Source organism: Paenibacillus sp. Y951, assembly GCF_056786395.1.
Map to the genome: position 1 here is coordinate 15426 of NZ_JBXCIY010000005.1, position 18329 is coordinate 33754.

An 18329-nucleotide genomic window follows, 5' to 3' on the forward strand; every position below is an offset into this window, starting at 1 on the left:
TTAGAGGTAGTTCAAAAAGTGGACTTTGATAACGATGATTGGCTGAAGTAGCTTATTCGACATCGCAGTTGGAACGAACTTGGAAAGTACGGTTCGCATGTACCAATAACGTACATTTGCGCTTCCGCCTTTCTCAAGTAGCGTCCCAACTACTCGGTTCTGAAAGCCCACTTTTTGAACACTCATTGTAAGTTAGTTCAAATATACAAAAAAGCATGCTGATTGATCAGCATGCTTTTTTGTTGTAACCAATATATAATTCACTGAAATAACCACTAATAGTATCCAAAACCCCATTTACAGTATTTATTAAAAATAGTATATTTAAGTTGTTTATTCAATGTAATTATGGAGGTTATTATATGCTTGAAAAGGTTCACCCTTATTATTATTTAGGTGGAATCATTGGATTAGTTGTAGGTTTTGTCATTTCAAAAATTTATCTAATATGGGCTATTTTACATCAGCAAAGTAACACACATTTGTCAACTTCGTGGAACAGTGATACACCACCACTTTGGTTAACAGCCACCGAACATTCAGCAATGTTTACTTTTTGGGTTGTCCTTATTTATATTATCATTGGTGTAATATTTGTGAGAATAAAATTCAGTGCAACCAAGAATAGAAATGACTAGAACAATAAACGAGGCTTCCCGGAAAGTCGAATTAGTTTCTACTTTCTAGGTAGCCTCGTTTTAGTTTTCATATATTAGTTCGTAGTTAACACTTCTTGCTGTGTACTAATCATTTCTTGTTGCTTCGTTGCACTATAAGTATGATCCAGTGGCATATATTGCTGCAGACGTTCGAGCGTCATTAGCAAGATTTTAGGTTCCTCTTGAACCTGCTCACGAACACGACGAGTAGCGGTAAAGGTCTGAGTTGGAGTTAATATTTTCATCAACCATTTCAAATAAATTTTAGTGCTCGATAGAAATAACCCCTTAGGCATCTCATGTATTGAAAAACCCAATTTATCCGCGCCACGATTAATCATAGTAATCCCTTGAATCGCTTTAATTGGCGTGTTCTTTGCCTCATCCGTAATTCGTAATGCTAATGCCGGCAATGCTCGCTCTACTTCACGAATTGTTTTCACTGCAACGACTAAAGGATTTTTCGATGTGAATGCAATATGAGATAGCTTCCTGTTGTCAAAGTGAAGCTCTACGATTCGGTCACCTTGTGAAAGAGTCTGCCCATCATTCATCATAAGCGATTTGCCTTTATATTTGATCAAACGATAATGGAACATCGGCCCGTTATGTGATTCGATATCTTTCAATCTCATAATCTGGTGAAATACTTTCTCCCAAGTTAGCCATAATGATATCATTATTTTTTTACTGCGCGAAAATTTTTTCTTACTATTTTGTTCGGTCACTTTAATCATGCTTTCAATGTTAACTAGCTTCATTTGCTGCATGGTTGCTGCTTCGAGAAATACTTCTAAAGCAATAAGCATACTACGCGGTGCGTTTACATCTGCACCAAAGGTTCTTCCACAGTCATGTAGTAATAGCACTTCACCTGGCTGTAGTTTCTTCATTAATCGAGCTTCTAACTTTTCCGCCGATATTTTTTTAAGCCAATCACCGAAAAGCGATGACCATAAAATAATATTAAGTCGTGACACATTGCCATAGTCGAACAAATTAACGATCCCCCATGGTGGTCGATAGTAAATGGAACGTTGTCCCGTTACCTCTTCAATAATATCATTGGTCATTTCAATATGTTTACGAACCGTTTTCGGTCTCATAAACCAATTCGTCTTATGCTCATAATTATGAACACCAATTGTATGCCCTTCATCTCTCATTCGTTTCAATAATTCAGGATTTTGTTTCGCATGTACTCCTACAACAAAGAAGGTTGCTTTTGCATCATATCTTTGTAATAAGTCTAGTAGCTGTGCAGTATAGTTAGGATCCGGTCCATCATCAAATGTTAATGCTATTTCATGATTCGCTTTCCCCTTTTTGAATACTTGATACCCAAATACTCTACTTAAAATTCCCGGAATAAATGCGTAGAAGGTCATGAAATAAAATCCCAATGTTAATATGCTCTCCATGATTGTCTTCCTCACTATAATAATGATATAGTCAATATATAATACATAATAAGACCTAATGCACTAACTTTAATTGTATCATAATTGCATTAAATTCTCACTAGTAAGATCAGTAAGATTATTTTTTTCGGGGTATGAACCTATTACTTGCCTTATTAAGCTATTGAAAGGATGATTGCTACTTGTTATCTTTCTACAAAAAATATTGGAGAACAGCTTTTGATATTGCGCTCATTATTGTAACAGTCCTTCTTATTATGTGGCTATTTAGTGTCGTGTACAATATTGCAAAGCCCATTTTTTACTCCTTTATTATTTTCATGTGTATTGAACCTCTTGCCAAACGTCTTAATAAATGGGGATTGAAAAAGAGCATTGCTTCTGCCATTTCCGCTGTACTATTCGTTCTCATTGCCCTTGGATTAATCGGCGCACTCATTATTGTTGCAACGATGCAAGGTATTGAATTAGTTAATTTACTCCCGCAATATCAGGAGCAGTTCACTTCAGAAGTGAATAGATGGCTACATTATTTCCAAGACAAGATGAATCAACTACCAATCGACTTTAGCTTAACTGATAAGCTTACAAATACACTAGAACAAGCATCTACGAAAATACAAGGATGGTTAATGGCTGGATTGACATTTGTTATCGGCTCGATCACTTCATTCACTTCATTTATAGTCAATGCCGCTGTCGGTCTAATCTTAGCCTATTTCTTAAGTATTGAAATTGTAGATTGGAAAAAGCTGGCATCCGATAAAACACCTAATACATTCAAAACTGCATTTTTCTTCTTAAGAGACAATGTATTAAAAGGGATTTGGATATACATTAAAGCGCAAAGTAAACTAATTAGTGTTACTTTTGTTGTTATTCTTATATCTTTATTGCTACTAGATGTTAATCATGCATTCGTTATTTCATTAGTTGCTGCTATCTTTGACGTATTGCCTTTACTCGGCGTAAGTACAATCTTTATTCCATGGATTACGTATTTATTTGTAGTTGGTGATACTGAATTAGCTATTTGGATTACTGTGCTTTGGCTTGTTGTTGTGCTAGCTCGACAAATGCTTGAACCCAAAATTACTGGTGATTCTTTAGGCGTATCAGCATTTACAATGTTAGCATTTATGATGATTTCCTTATCATTATTTGGTGTAGCTGGATTGATTCTATCACCAATTCTACTTATTCTGATTAAAGCGTTGCTCGATCAAGGATACTTAGAACAATGGATCAGAAAGCCCATTGGTGAATACGATAAGCCCGAAAAAACCATTGTAAATGAAGAGGACTAACGTCATCGCGCAAGTTCAGAACAATCATGAATAAATTAGATCGAATCCATAAAGGGGCAGTATCAAAGTAATCGCCAATAGCGACCTTTGATACTGCCCCTTCTTTAACTACTCATGCTCCGCTACAATATCCATAATTTCGCGAAATATTCTCGTAGCATGATTTCGCGAACCACTAGGCTGCTCTTGTACAAGCACCGATAGTGCATACTTTGGCTGTTCAGTCGGTCCATAGCCGATAAACCATTGATCATTATGCCCTGTATGTTTGCCGCTTAATTGTGCAGTACCTGATTTTCCTGCTACATGCCATTTCCCGCTAGCAATCGACATTCCCGTTCCCTGCTGAACGACTACTTGCATGTAATGCAAGATTTTCTCAGCCGTTGCTGGATGAATATTGTATTTATTTTCATGCCCTAGATGAACTGGCAGCTGCGCTAATGCTTGACCGTCAGCATAGTTTATTTGTGACACAATTCTATTCTCGTATTGTCTCCCACGATTAAGTAAAGTTACAACCATATTAGCAGCCTGCAAAGGCGTTAGGTGAACATCCCGCTGACCAATGCTTGACTGTGCAATGACACCTCCATCCTTCGTGTTCAAATCATGAAATACAACACCATTCTCTTCCTCCGCTAATAAGCGTAGAGGGGATGAGATCGGTGCGTTCCCTTCATCTTGATGCCAGCCTACTTTTTGAACGACGCCAAGTGCATTTGCCGTTTCATATAGTTGATTAGCTGTTAGCCGTTCTGCTAATGTGGCAAATACAACATTACAGGAGTTAGCGAACGCCTCTTCTAATGTTTGATCGCCATGTCCGCCTTCCTTCCAACAAGATAGGCCATATTTACCATACTCACCATTACAATAAAAATGTTCAGCATCGTCTACCACATTATATTCAATAGCAGCTGCTGCAGTTACAATTTTATAAATGGATCCTGGTGAATATGCTGTAAGTGCATGATTTCTAAGAACGTGATCATTACCTTGTCGTAATTGCCCAGGTAATAATTGCGGCCTGGATACCATTGCTTTCACATCACCATTGTTAACATCTAGTAAAACTACCGCCCCTTCAATAACATGCTGCTCATCCAAATATCGTTCAATTTTATTTTGAAGCTCAAGATCTATTGTCGTAACGATCGTAAGTGGATAATACGGATTCGTTGACTCGATACGTCTCAGTCCAATTCCAGCTAATTGATCATACCTGCCATCCAATGTGTAAGTGAGATAAGACGGTCCTAGCCCATGCAAATATCGATCAAGAGAATATTCCAACCCAACTATGCCAACCTTACTATCTCTACTCCAATTCGTTAATTGATTGATCTCAGAGCTATATACCTTTTCTGTCCATTCAGGAAACTCAGCAACAGTCCCAATAAAATGTTTCTGTTCATATTGTTTCGGGTAACGATCACGATATGCAACGATCTCTAGACCATAGAGATGCAGTTCTTGTATGTCGTCTACTTGTTGCTTAGTTAGTCTGATCGGCTCATTAGACATATCTTCTAGAAACGCCGCACTGTCCAATACACGAACGAATTGCTGTAGCTGCTCGGGCGATTTCCCTAGAATAGTAGCTAGCTTAGCAAAATGAGTAACATCAATTTCTTTCCATGCATGGACTGGATAAAATGCAACTGTATTATATTGTTGACTTGTAATTGATCGTCCATGTTCATCTACGAAATGTCCTCTTCCATCATCAATCATTAGCTTCTTCATTCGTTGATTCACTGCACCTTGCCGCCAATCATAATATTTATACTTACTACCATTTTGTTGAAACATGGTCGTCGTTGGACTAATCTGCAAGTAGATAAGTCGACATGTATACATAAACATTACGCTAGTAAATATAATAGCTAACCAAATTGCTCTACGCTGCATTGTTTTATTCTCCATGCTCATCATAATAACTCTAGTATGACTACTTACTATGCAGATTAAACAAGAACAACATTAGAAAACAGTAAAAAGAGCTAACGACGCGCAAATATCACATCGTTAGCCCTTATATAATATTAGATTCTGAACTTAGAAATCGAATCCTTCAAACCATTCGATACGGTTTCAAGTTTTACTGACAAGTCAACCAAGTTTTGACTAATACTTAATTGTTCTGTACTTAGTGATGCTACTTCTTCAGAAGTTGCCGAGGACTGTTGTGCTACTGCACTAACATTATTCATAGAATCACTTAATATTTCTTGTGACTTATTAAGCTCAACAAAGGCATCCGTCACTTGATTCATACTTTGTTTAAATGTATCCATCTGAGCTTGCACCGTTAAAAACAGTTGATTTGCCTCTTTAACAGAGACAATTTGCTCTTGGAACAATGGATATGCTTCCGATAGCACCCCCACGGTTTCTTCAATCTCACTAGTGATGGTACGCGTAATTTGTGCTACAACCTCAATTGAATTTTTCGATTGATCGGCTAGCTGTCTAATTTCATCAGCTACGACCATAAATCCTTTACCTGCAGCACCGGCACGAGCAGCTTCAATCGTTGCATTCAATGATAATATATTTGTTTGCTTCGTTACAGCATTCAATACATCAAGAATTTTCACAATCGATGTTGTACTTACTTTTAAAGCATTAACTTTATCTACCATTGCACGAGTCATTTGTTCAGTTGTACCAGTTTTATCAATTAGGACGCCCATATAACTAGTACCTTGAAGGCTCGCTTGTTCAACTTCATTCGCTGAAATTGACATTTGTACGTTATATTCATTAACTTGTATCATCTGATCATTCAAAGTATTCGTATGATCTGTACCTTTTTCCGCTTCCATAGCCAGACTTGACGCACCACCTGCAATTTCTTCGGTAGCAATGGCAATTTCTTTCGCTGCTATTGAAGTCTTTTGAGAGGCATCAGTTAATTCAGCTGCCGTTTTCAGTACTTCAGCAGCAGAATATGTGGTTTGCGTAGCTAGCAATGAGATTTGTTCCATCATCTCATTGAAATTAACGGAAAGCAGTCCGATCTCATCCATTCTTCTATTCAATGTTGATCGTACAGTCAAATCACCCTTAGCACCTTTTTGCATTAAGCCTGATAAAGCATTTAACGGTCTTCCAATGAATCTAATAATAATAATACCAATTGCTACTGCTAACAAACATGCAATAATCGCAGTAATAATCGTTATATTACGAATCGGTGCAGCTTGTGAAATCAAATTTTCGGTTGGAATAGAAGCCACTACTTTCCAATCTTCGTTACCTTGTAGAACTTCGTATATTGCCAAATACTGTTTATTATTTTCACCTTTAAGCTTCAAGCTATCTGACATTTCTGCTTGATCTTCTTTCTGGGGAATCACAATATTAGGAGTTTGACCGTATTGACTAGCGTCAGACGCCTTTACATATTGATTATTACTATTGACTATCACAATTTCACTACCATTACCGAAATCCACTTTCGCTAGAGACTCAAAGAAACTATCTATATTGAATTCTATCACTAACATAAATGATAATTCAGCATTATTCAAATTACGAACGACACGAGCTAGTCCAACTGTTTCGTAAGCGTTCGACTGGCTAATACCGTCTGCTTGAGGCTCAATCCAATTAGGACTACCCGCTTTTACTATAGTTGACTTGTACCATTCCGTATTTCGAAACGTTTCTGCATCTTTTTTCGTATTTTCAAGATCTTCATTCGTTCCAGTAATAATCGGTTCTAAAACGTCGTTAAATGGTATTACTGTAATATTTGTTATCACTGTATTCGTTACCATAAAAGTAGATAATTTATCGGTCACTGCTTGAGACGCTTGAATTTGCTCATATGTATTATCTGTTAATTGTAATGTATTCATATTTTCAAGAAAATCTTTGTCAAACATAATTTGAAACGACGTCTCATTATAGCTATTTAGTACCGTATCCGTACTATAACTAACTTGATTGATTGTTTGTATACTGGAGTTGGATACATTGCTCTCAATTAATCCTTTTGACTTTTGATATGAAATTGTTCCGATAGTAATAACACAAACAACAATACTAATAAAAATAAGTATAAATAATTGTACTCCAATACTGTTCAAGATCCCGATATTCCCTTTTTTATTCAGTTCTTTGACCTTATTCTTAGCAGTATCACTTAATATTTTCAAATTTCCCTTTATAGAACTGCTTTTCTTGTGAGAATCATCTTGTTTAACAGTACTGTCTTCGTTAAGAGATTTCTTCATGCTGACGAGCACCACCTTATTTTATTGTAAAACATTATCATTTTCTTCGAACGTACAGACCTATTTTACCATCCAGATTGTACTAATTCTATATAAATATTAGATTTTTTATGAAGTAGGTATAAAGCAGTTATAAAATAGGTATGAAGTGATATGGCATATTTTTCATAATTACCAATAATGGACCCAAAGAACTAATCACAAAAAAACTGTAAAGGATTGCTTTGAAAGCACAATCCTTTACAGCACTTATATTGTCGTTATTCTACTTTGAATTGGGATAATGCATCTTTTAATTTAGTAGAGACTTCGTTAAGTTCAGCAGATAATGTTACAAGATTATCACTAATACTTAATTGTTCACTACTCAAGCTTGCAACTTCCTCCGAAGTTGCAGAAGATTGCTCCGCCACCGCGCTGACATTCGTCATTGCATCATTCAAGACTGTTTGAGATGCTTCAAGTTTATTAACAGACTGTGTTACATCTTCAAGTCGAATAATTAGTTGATTCATCTGACTTTGAACACTTACAAATATACTATTCGCTTCTTTCACAGAGTTGATCTGCTCTTGGAACATTGGATATGCTTTTGATAACACATCAACCGTCTCTACAATCTCTGATTGAATACGATCAGTGATTTGTGCAACAACATCAATGGACTGTGTTGATTGGTCAGCTAGTCCACGAATTTCATTAGCTACAACCATAAATCCACGTCCAGCAGTACCCGCCCTCGCCGCTTCAATCGTAGCGTTCAATGATAGAATATTCGTTTGTTTTGTTACTGCATTAAGTACATCCAAAATTTTCACTATCGAACGTGTGCTATCTTTCAAGGAGTCCACCTTTTCAACCATCTCACGTGTCATTTCCTCGGTCATTCCTGTTTTCTCGATTAATTCAGCCATATAAGCAGTACCTTTGCCACTCGCACATTCCACTTCATATGCGGATTGCACCATTTCTAGATTAGCAGTTAGCACTTGTTTCATCTGATCGTTAATCATAATCGTTAGATCATTGCCTCTTTCTGCTTCAACAGCAAGACTTGTTGATCCGTTTGCAATTTCCTCAGTAGCTACAGCAATTTCTTTAGCAGATATTGCTGTCTTACTAGATGCGTTCGTTAATGTTTTCGCGGTTACCATTACAGCTTCTGCTGAATTTTTAGTTTGACTAGCTAACGCTGTAATTTGGATCATCATCGAATTAAAGCTTTTATTCAGCTGTCCAATTTCATCCTTGCGATTGTTATTTTTCGAACGAACCGTTAGATTTCCCTTTGCACCTTCAGTCATAAGATTTCTTAACTGAACGAGAGGTCTACTTATCGTGAGCATTACAACGATTGAAATAAGAATAGCAATAATTGCAGCAGCTATTGCTACAGTGACAGTTAAGCCACGAATAACTTCAGCATCTTTTACTAATTCCTTAACAGGAATTTGCCCAGTTAATGACCAATCAGCATATTCTAATTTTTTGTGCATTAATAGTACTTCTCCAATATTGTCTAGCGTAACACGTATACTATTTCCAATCGATCCATCTAATTGGAAAGGGGCAGAGTTAGCAATCAGACTAGAATCATAATTAATCATATATTCATTTTCACTATTCACTACCGTTATTATACTTTCTGATCCCAACGATACATTGTTAATTTGTTCTTGTATATCTTTAGTTGAAATATCTACTACTAAAATATAACTTGCAACACTTGAACTTGGATTTTTGATTACTCTGGCAACACCAAAGCTAGGTGTCGCCGAAGTATGTGTTATTGCCTCTTGTCTTGAAGGTAACCAAACTATTTTGCCTTGTGCATCAATTACTTCTTGAACCCATTCTTCCTGTGCTTCACTTTCCACTTTAGCAGTTTGAGAGGATCCAGCGGTAATAACACTAAGCTTACTATTAAGTGGAATAAGTGCGATACCTGTAATATTAGCATTACTAAACAAAAAACTTTGAAGCTTCGTCGTTAATAGCTTCGTCGATTCAAATTTCGAATAATCATCTTCACTTGCAATAATAGTATCTGTATTTTTTTGAAATTCATTATCAATCATAATTTGTATTGTGAGTTCTTCATAACTCTTCAATATATTATTGAGGTTAGCACCCAATTGATTGACAGTTTGTTGACTTGACTCCGATATTTTTCGTTCAATAATTGCTTTAGATTGATTATAAGCCAACATCCCCATCGTTATAACGCAGGCCAGAATCCCCCCCATAATATAGAGGAATAACTTGATCCCTACCGATTGAAACGGATTCGTTTTAATCTTCGATAATATTTCAGATTTCTCTAATTCTTTTTTATTGTTGGCTTTTTTCGTATTATTCAACTGACTGCACCATCCTTTAGCATTAACGTAAGAGCGCTTACAAAAAAGTGGTTACGTTTTCTTTTATTTTATGTATACTATTCCCTATTATTTTCTATATGCGTTTGATTGTCAATCTTTAAAACGAAAAAGACCCCTTTATGCATTATAAAGAGAGTCTTGACATATGTTCACAAGCATCAAAAACATTGTAACGAAACCCAGCAACGTGTACGGTACGAGTACACAAGCGGACATTTGTTCAGCACGAAGTTTCCAATAAAGGTTCAAAAAGTGGGCTTTCAGAACCAAGCAGTTGGAACGCTACTTGAGAAAGGAGGACACTCCAGTGTACGTTATTGGTACACGAGTCCCACACTTCCCAAGTTCGCTTCATATTCGATGCCGAATACGCTACGTCAGCATACGCATCGTTATCAAAGCCCGCTCTTTGAACTACCTCTAACGGATCTTTTTACGCATCATGTCCATCGGCTCTACCGGTTTCAAGGTACGGATACGAATTTTTTGTAGTGGATGGCGAGCGACATCTAGCGCATTCCCATCAAGATCAGTAATTTCAGTTACTGTTTGCTTGAAGAAGCGACCTTTTGGACCAACAAATTCTACTTCTTGACCCACTTTAAAATGATTGCGTTGTTCGATTATGGCAAACTGTGTAGCTGCATCATAATCATGGACAACTGCTGCAAAATCATAAGGTGCTGCTTTTTCCTCAGCAGTGTAAATATGATCTTCAGCACCCGGAACATCAAGGAAGAAGCCAGTATTAAGCGGGCGATTAGCTGCTTTGTGAATTTCATCAACCCACGCTTGCTTAACCTCATAATGATCTGGATCAGCCATATAAGCATCGATTGCTTGACGATAAGCATTAACTACAGTAGCTACATAATGAATACTTTTCATTCTACCTTCAATCTTAAAGCTATCTATGCCTACATCAATGAGATCTGGAATATGCTCTAGCATTCCCAAGTCTTTTGAACCCATTGTGAAAGGATCCTCTTCCCCTTCATTAACCGGAGCTCCCTCAAGAAAGAGATCATATTTCCAACGACACGATTGACAGCAACCACCGCGATTAGAATCACGATCGGTAAAGTGATTGGACAACACACAGCGGCCTGAGAATGACGAGCACATCGCTCCATGAATGAAGGCTTCTAGCTCAACATCAACATTTTTTTTGATTTGTTCAATTTCCTCGAAGCTTGTCTCCCGAGCAAGTACAACGCGTGGCAGACCTTCATCCTTCCAGAATTGAACAGTTTTCCAGTTCAAGACAGACTGCTGTGTACTTAAGTGAACTTCCATTTTAGGTGCTACTCGTTGTGCAGTTTCAACAATAATTGGATCCGCAGCGATAATCGCGGCAATACCAGCCTCTTCAAGATTTCGCAAATATTGTTCGATTCCAGCTATATCTTCATTATGTGCATAGATATTAGTCGCGACAAATACTTTAGCTCCATATCTCGCAGCAAATTCCACGCCTTCCTTCATTTCTTCGAATGTGAAGTTATCGGCGTTAGATCTCAATCCATATGATTGACCACCGATATAGACAGCATCTGCTCCATAATGCACTGCAAATCTTAGCTTTTCAAGATTACCAGCTGGTGCTAATAGCTCCGGTCGCTCTAATCGATTACGTTCACCATAATAACGACGCTTGCGTTTCATAGTAGTACTCATCTATTGTGTTCCTCCTAATATACTTGCTCTTTGAAGAAGAAGCCGAAGCTTAGTTCGCGGTTGGGATCTTGAAGCTCTCGAATGGTATCCAACAATTGCTCATCAAATTCATAGGTTTCAGGATCAGCCAAATATTGTTCAATCGCCATGCGATATGCTTTAACAACGGCTACGTTATATTCGGTAGATTTGAGGATACCCTCAATTTTCAAACTATCTACTTCACAATCTAGCAATTCATGTAAATTTTCTAGCATACAAATATCATCAGAACTCATAATATGGGTGCCATATTCATCTTCGAAGATCGGATATCGTTCGTCTGGGCGATCATTTTCCATAAGATATAATCCAGCAGCTTTTTGAATATTAGCATATCTCTCTTGTTCACCATGATAGTCTGTATAACTTTGAATTAGTGATCTTTTGGAATGATACATTGCCGTCATACCATGAACTTGTACTTGGATTTGTAGCGTGCTTTTTTCTTTTGTATCTACTACTTGTTCCATATTCAACTCACGTGCTAATACATAGCGTGATGTCCCACGACGCGCCCAATATTCAGCGGTTGCATAATTCGTAGAGGTCATCTCAGCATTCCAATGAAGACTTACATTAGGTGCATACTCTTTAGCGGCTACAAGCACTGCAGGATCGCCATAGACGATCGCGTCGACCTCATACTGTGCTAAAGTCGTCAAATAAGCTGGTAACAGTTCTACCGTCCTGTTATCCATTAGATTATTCATCGAAACATAAAGTTTACCATTTTTAGCATGTGCTATAACAACAGCTTCTTTGATCATAGCTAGATCAAATTGACCCGCTAATCTACTACCAAACTTCGCTTCCCCTACTACTAACGCAGTAGCTCCAGCATCTAACAATTGTGCACATTCATCCAAATTAGCAGCTGTACACAACAATTCCGGATTATAAGACATTAACGCTCACCTCACCAAAGTAAACGGCTCATTACTGAGCCGTCGCCTTACTCTTTTCAATATTTTTCAAATGCTGATTATAAGTTTCAGCAAATAAATGTGACTGTGTTCCATCTTTTTTCGTTACATAATAATAGTAGTTATGCTCTTCCGGATATAGTGCAGCCTTAATAGATTCTAAGCTTGGCGTTGCAATTGGTCCAGGCGGAATTCCATCAATAACATAAGTGTTATAAGGACTATCTAGCTTCGTATCCTCTATTGATAATAATTCCTTTTGTTCACCTAAAGCGTATTGAATCGTCGCATCTATTTGTAAACGCATTGGTTTCTTCAATCGGTTATAAATAACACCAGCAACTGTAGCACGTTCACTATCCACAACAACTTCACGCTCAATTAATGAAGCTATCGTTAACATTTCATGCATCGATATCCCTAACTCATCTAGCTCATCAGACCAATTCTCTGGTAATGTAGCGAGCTTACGATCCTGCTCCTTCAACATACGGATAATAACGTCTTCTTCCGTACTATCCTTGACAATTTCATACGTATCTGGGAAAAGATATCCTTCTATTCGATTGATTAATTGAGTGGTTTCCTCTGGGATATTAAGTACATTTTCTGCACCTGACCAACTACGAGACTCTTTCGTTAACGTAATGAACTTTTCTTTATCTACAAGTCCCTCAGTCGCTAGCTTGTCCGCCATTTGAGCAATCGTGAACCCTTCTGGAATGGTAAATGTGACCGTTTCCTGGGCAATGACATCACCTGCATTCAGCTTTGCAATTACTTCTGCTTTATCCATACCAGGTGTTAATTCATACTTCCCTGCTTTAAAGTTATCGCCCTCGTCTTTCAACACTAGGTAGTAACCAAAAATAAATCCATTTTTAATAATTCCATTTTCTTCAAGGAGCTTTGCTACACTATTAGCAGAGCTGCCTTTAGGAATCGTTACTTCAAGAGACGTTCCAGATTTGGTCGGTTCAAGCTGATTCCATAAATAGAACAAGCCACCCGCTGCAACGAGCACCATAAAGAAAAACAATGAGAAACATACCCAAAAAGAAACAGCCCATTTCTTAGGTTTATTACGTTTCCTCTTTGGCTTCTTTTTATTTTCTTCTACAGATTTTTCTACATTCTCCAAGAATCTAACACCTCAATATCTATCCGTTCTTCGGACATTTGATTATATTTTGAATATCCTCGTCAAAAAGAGCGGTGATATGCCGCTCTCTCTGTAAAACATTTTCAATTAAGGTCGTTCATCGCTAACAAATTGAAGATCATCGTATGCTTCAGAAACAGCTTCCCATTCCTCTTCATCAACGATACTCTCTAATTCAACTTCGTCATTTTGTTTATACACTCGAAGAAATTCAAACTCATCTTCAGCCTTCATCACCTCTGTTTGTAACACTACATATGTAATGTCTCCCCAAACAAATTCTTGTATAATGAAGAAAGCTTCAACACTTCCATCATCTGTAACAAGTTCGATTTCTAGACCAAAATGATCTTTAAGTGTGTCTCCAACAATTGGAGCTGTATTTGGATGCTCAAAAGCCATTACAATTATTCCTCCAACTCACCAAGTAAAGTGTTGAACGTTTCTTCAACAATTGCCCACTCTTCTTCATCATCAATTGTAAACAATTGAAGATCATCGCCTTCTTCTTCATAACGGAAAGCATAGACTTCGTCTTCTTCCTCATTTTCAGAAATAAGAGGAACAACCATCATATATTTTTTATCGGAATCATCTACTTCAAATTTCATAATGACTTCAAACTCTTCCTCGTTGCCATCTTCATCTGGAATATAGATAATTTCTGGTTCTTCATAGTTTTGCTCGTTATTTGTCATTTTTACCCTCACCTTTTCATTTAGAATCAAGATAATTTTGCAAAATAAGTGTAGCCGCTAACTTATCTACCACTTGTTTTCGCTTCTTCAGACTGATCTCAGCTTCTTTTAACGTTCGTTCTGCCGCAACTGTGGTCAATCTTTCATCCCAAAGGTGAACAGGTAATCCAAGCTTTTCCCCAATTTGCTGGGCAAATGCCATACAAATCTCACCGCGTGGACCGATCGTACCGTTCATGTTCTTTGGAAGTCCAACCACGACCTCAGAAACCTCATTTTCCAGTGCAATTTCCGCAAGTCTGTCGAGTTCTCCACCGTCTCGTCGTGTCTCAACAACGGTTAGCCCTTGTGCCGTCCAACGAAAAGCATCACTTACCGCAACGCCAATGCGACGATCACCATAATCCAAACCCATGACTCTCATATTTGTTCGGCCCCTCAATTACTCTTTCTTGTGCAAGAGATAAAAGCGAACTAACTCTTCAATGAGCTCATCACGCTCTTTCTTGCCGATCATACTTCTAGCATTATTATGACGCGGGATGTAAGCCGGGTCTCCTGACAACAAATAGCCGACGATCTGGTTAATCGGATTATAGTCTTTCTCAAGTAAGGCATCATATACCTTAAGCAGAACATCTTCTGAGGAATCATCACCCTCAATTTTCACGTTAAACTTCATCGTCTGATCCATTGAATTCATCAGCTACACCCCCTAATACGTATACCATACAAGTATGGCTTAGTTCTACTATATCACATTTGCTTGACTAACAACTAGTTCCTGTGCAAGTTTCAATGCATCATTAAGTTTTTCTACATCTTTACCGCCAGCTTGTGCCATATCAGGACGACCGCCGCCATTACCACCACATAACAACGCAGCTTCCTTAATGATTTTCCCTGCATGGAATCCTTTTTTCACAAGATCTTGTGATACTGCTGCTGCCAAATTAACTTTATCTTCTGCTGCTGCACCAAGTACGATAACGCTAGTTGGTAGCTTCGTTTTTAATTCATCTACAATACTACGTAAAGATTCCATATTGGATGCATTTACTTTCGCAGTTAAAATAGAAACTTCCCCTACTTTAACAACGGCATCTAACAATGAACCCGCTTCGATATGACTTAGCTTATGCTGCAGAGATTCATTGTCGCGAATTAATTCCTTCACTTGACCATTTAATGCATCAATACGTTTTGGCACATCAGTTACATTACTTTTCAGTTGTGCTGCCGCTTGTTTCAACAGATCAAGCTGAGATTCATAGTATAAATAAGCTTGTTTTCCAGTTACAGCTTCAATACGACGGACACCAGAACCGATCCCACTTTCGCCTAGCAGCTTGAACAGACCGATCTCAGATGTGTTGTTAACATGACAACCACCGCAAAGCTCGATAGAATATTGGCCCACTTGTACAACGCGTACAACATCACCGTATTTCTCACCGAACAATGCCATCGCGCCCATTGCTTTTGCTTCATCAATTTTCTTTTGCTGAATAACAACAGGCGTACCTAGCCAAATTTGCTCATTTACTCTTCTTTCAATATCTACTAGCTCTTCAGCTGTAATAGAACCGAAATGCGAGAAGTCAAAGCGTAAACGTTCGCCTTCTACTAATGAACCTGCTTGATTAACATGATCACCTAATACTTCTTTCAATGCTTTGTGTAGTAAATGTGTAGCCGTATGGTTTTTCACAACATCTTCACGAACCGCTTTGTTCACTTCCGCTGTTACGTCAGCATTCACTTTTGCTACACCTTCAACAACGATAGCATGATGAAGTGTTTGACCATGAGGTGCTTTCGTCACATTCTCAACTTCGATAACGAAGCCTTCACCAGTAATTGTACCTCTGTCACCAATTTGACCGCCACTTTCCGCATAGAAAGGAGTCTCATCAAGCAATAGCAATACTTGCGTACCAGCCACAGCTTCTTCTTGCAACAGTTCTTCGCCTACTAAAGCTGTTATTGTGGATTTTACTACCAATTCAGTATAGCCAACAAATTCACTTTTAATCGTAAGATCAGCAAGCGGTCCTCCTTGAATCTTCATAGAAGCAGTATCTTGACGAGCAGAACGAGCACGCTCTCGCTGTGCCTGCATTGCTGCATCAAAGCCATCGCGATCGACTGTCATCCCTTGCTCCATCGCAAAATCTTCTGTTAAGTCAAACGGGAAACCATACGTATCATATAATTTGAAAGCATCATCACCATTAATTACCGTAATGTTACTCGCTTTAGCTTGATCAACAAGATTAGACAGTAATACTAATCCATCTGACAATGTTTCGTGGAAACGTTCTTCCTCTATACGAATAACCTTCTCAATAAATTCACGTTTTTCCACTACTTCTGGATAGTAGACGCCCATTACATCACCAACGATGCCAGTAAGACCATATAGGAATGGCTTGTCTACACCTAGTGCTTTACCGTAACGTACTGCACGACGAAGCAAACGACGAATGATGTAACCGCGCCCTTCATTAGATGGCATAACGCCATCACCAACTGAAAATACAACGGTACGAACATGGTCAGCGATAACTTTCAATGCGACGTCTTGTTCTTCGGATACTTTATACGATACACCTGCAATTTCACATGTGCGATTAATAATCGGCATAAATAGATCTGTATCAAAGTTAGAATCTACATCTTGCAAAATAGAAGCTAGACGTTCTAGACCAGCACCTGTATCGATGTTTTTATTGGGAAGCGGAGTATAGCTACCATCTTTATTATGGTTAAATTGTGAGAATACAAGGTTCCATACTTCTAAGAAACGCTCGTTTTCACCACCTGGCCAACATTCAGGATCATTAAGATCACCGTATTTCTCGCCGCGATCATAGAAAATTTCTGTACAAGGACCACAAGGACCTTCACCGATATCCCAGAAGTTTTCTTCTAGCTTATAAATGCGCTCTGCTGGCACGCCGATCTTCTCATTCCAGTAGCGATATGCTTCCTCATCTTCTGGATAAACGGTAACAGAAAGACGCTCAGGATCGAATCCAATCCACTTCTTGTCCGTTAAGAACTCCCATGCCCAAGTAATAACTTCTTCTTTGAAATAATCTCCGATTGAGAAGTTACCAAGCATTTCGAAAAATGTGTGATGACGACGAGTTTTGCCAACATTCTCAATATCATTTGTACGAATACATTTTTGAGAGTTCGTAATACGTGGATTTGCTGGAATTTCACGACCATCGAAATATGATTTCAATGGTACCATACCTGCGTTAATCCATAGTAAAGATGGATCATTATGTGGAACTAGAGAAGCACTTGGTTCAATAGCATGTCCTTTACTTTCAAAAAAAGCTAACCATTTTGCGCGAATTTCACTTGCTTTCATTATTTAGCCTCCCAAAACTTTTCATATTATACTCGATATACTTCTCTGTGATGAAAAGTTACATCGATAGCTTAACCTTTTTTTCGTAACTACTTGTTATACTTCTACGTTATATTGCTGCATATTTTTGTGAACAAAGACAAAAAAGCCCCTGTTAGAACAGGGACGAATGTTATTTCGCGGTACCACCCTGGTTATTGTGTGCATAGCAACACAATCGCCTTCAAGGACAATAACGGGTCCACCCGATGAGTTTCACTCACACTCAGAAAATAGCTTTCTGTTATCCTTCATTAGAAGCGTTCTTCCAACCAATTCACTATGAATCGGAACGCTATCTCTGGCTAATGGGCTATAACATCATTGTTTTCGTCAACGCTTTGTTGTTATTGTATGTTCAACTTGTTGAACGACCCTTACAATAGTT

Annotated in this window: 15 protein-coding genes; 2 read left to right on the forward strand and 13 right to left on the reverse strand. The window is 38.1% G+C overall.

Annotated elements, in window-relative coordinates:
• Positions 1-186, reverse strand: coding sequence for a hypothetical protein (locus AC1TPB_RS08565; protein ID WP_482076099.1), 186 nt, complete (start codon positions 184-186; stop codon positions 1-3).
• 176 nt (positions 187-362) lie between these two features.
• Between AC1TPB_RS08565 and AC1TPB_RS08570 the strand changes: the two genes are divergently transcribed.
• Positions 363-638, forward strand: coding sequence for a hypothetical protein (locus AC1TPB_RS08570; RefSeq protein WP_482076100.1), 276 nt, complete (start codon positions 363-365; stop codon positions 636-638).
• A 74-nt stretch (positions 639-712) separates the two neighbouring features.
• Here AC1TPB_RS08570 and AC1TPB_RS08575 read toward each other — a convergent pair whose 3' ends face one another.
• A complete protein-coding gene (locus AC1TPB_RS08575) occupies positions 713-2080 on the reverse strand; it encodes a polysaccharide deacetylase family protein (protein WP_482076101.1) in 1368 nt (455 codons plus the stop codon).
• Between the two features lie 182 nt (positions 2081-2262).
• On the opposite strand from AC1TPB_RS08575, the gene ytvI reads away from it, so the two are divergent.
• The gene (ytvI, locus tag AC1TPB_RS08580) at positions 2263-3387 is read left to right on the forward strand and encodes a sporulation integral membrane protein YtvI (RefSeq protein ID WP_482076102.1); all 1125 of its coding nucleotides are present in this window, start codon (positions 2263-2265) and stop codon (positions 3385-3387) included.
• Between the two features lie 108 nt (positions 3388-3495).
• On the opposite strand, the gene AC1TPB_RS08585 is transcribed toward ytvI, so the two are convergent.
• The 11 genes from AC1TPB_RS08585 to alaS form a co-directional block, all read right to left on the reverse strand.
• A complete protein-coding gene (locus tag AC1TPB_RS08585) occupies positions 3496-5301 on the reverse strand; it encodes a peptidoglycan D,D-transpeptidase FtsI family protein (RefSeq protein ID WP_482076103.1) in 1806 nt (601 codons plus the stop codon).
• Between the two features lie 134 nt (positions 5302-5435).
• Complete coding sequence (locus AC1TPB_RS08590) at positions 5436-7634, reverse strand: methyl-accepting chemotaxis protein (protein ID WP_482076104.1); 2199 nt, start codon at positions 7632-7634, stop codon at positions 5436-5438.
• Between the two features lie 260 nt (positions 7635-7894).
• Positions 7895-9994, reverse strand: coding sequence for a methyl-accepting chemotaxis protein (locus AC1TPB_RS08595; protein WP_482076105.1), 2100 nt, complete (start codon positions 9992-9994; stop codon positions 7895-7897).
• A 441-nt stretch (positions 9995-10435) separates the two neighbouring features.
• Complete coding sequence (locus AC1TPB_RS08600) at positions 10436-11692, reverse strand: peptidase U32 family protein (protein WP_482076106.1); 1257 nt, start codon at positions 11690-11692, stop codon at positions 10436-10438.
• Between the two features lie 14 nt (positions 11693-11706).
• Positions 11707-12639, reverse strand: coding sequence for a peptidase U32 family protein (locus AC1TPB_RS08605; protein ID WP_482076107.1), 933 nt, complete (start codon positions 12637-12639; stop codon positions 11707-11709).
• Between the two features lie 31 nt (positions 12640-12670).
• The gene (mltG, locus tag AC1TPB_RS08610; protein WP_482076108.1) at positions 12671-13798 is read right to left on the reverse strand and encodes an endolytic transglycosylase MltG; all 1128 of its coding nucleotides are present in this window, start codon (positions 13796-13798) and stop codon (positions 12671-12673) included.
• Between the two features lie 108 nt (positions 13799-13906).
• Positions 13907-14221: a DUF1292 domain-containing protein gene (locus AC1TPB_RS08615; RefSeq protein ID WP_482061441.1), complete on the reverse strand. Its 315-nt coding sequence runs from the start codon at positions 14219-14221 to the stop codon at positions 13907-13909.
• 5 nt (positions 14222-14226) lie between these two features.
• Complete coding sequence (locus AC1TPB_RS08620; protein ID WP_482061442.1) at positions 14227-14517, reverse strand: DUF1292 domain-containing protein; 291 nt, start codon at positions 14515-14517, stop codon at positions 14227-14229.
• Between the two features lie 16 nt (positions 14518-14533).
• Positions 14534-14941, reverse strand: coding sequence for a Holliday junction resolvase RuvX (gene ruvX / locus AC1TPB_RS08625; RefSeq protein ID WP_482076109.1), 408 nt, complete (start codon positions 14939-14941; stop codon positions 14534-14536).
• An 18-nt stretch (positions 14942-14959) separates the two neighbouring features.
• Positions 14960-15220, reverse strand: a complete 261-nt coding sequence (locus tag AC1TPB_RS08630) for an IreB family regulatory phosphoprotein (RefSeq protein WP_482061444.1) — start codon at positions 15218-15220, stop codon at positions 14960-14962.
• Between the two features lie 48 nt (positions 15221-15268).
• Positions 15269-17902, reverse strand: a complete 2634-nt coding sequence (gene alaS, locus AC1TPB_RS08635; protein ID WP_482076110.1) for an alanine--tRNA ligase — start codon at positions 17900-17902, stop codon at positions 15269-15271.
• Between the last annotated feature and the right edge of the window lie 427 nt (positions 17903-18329).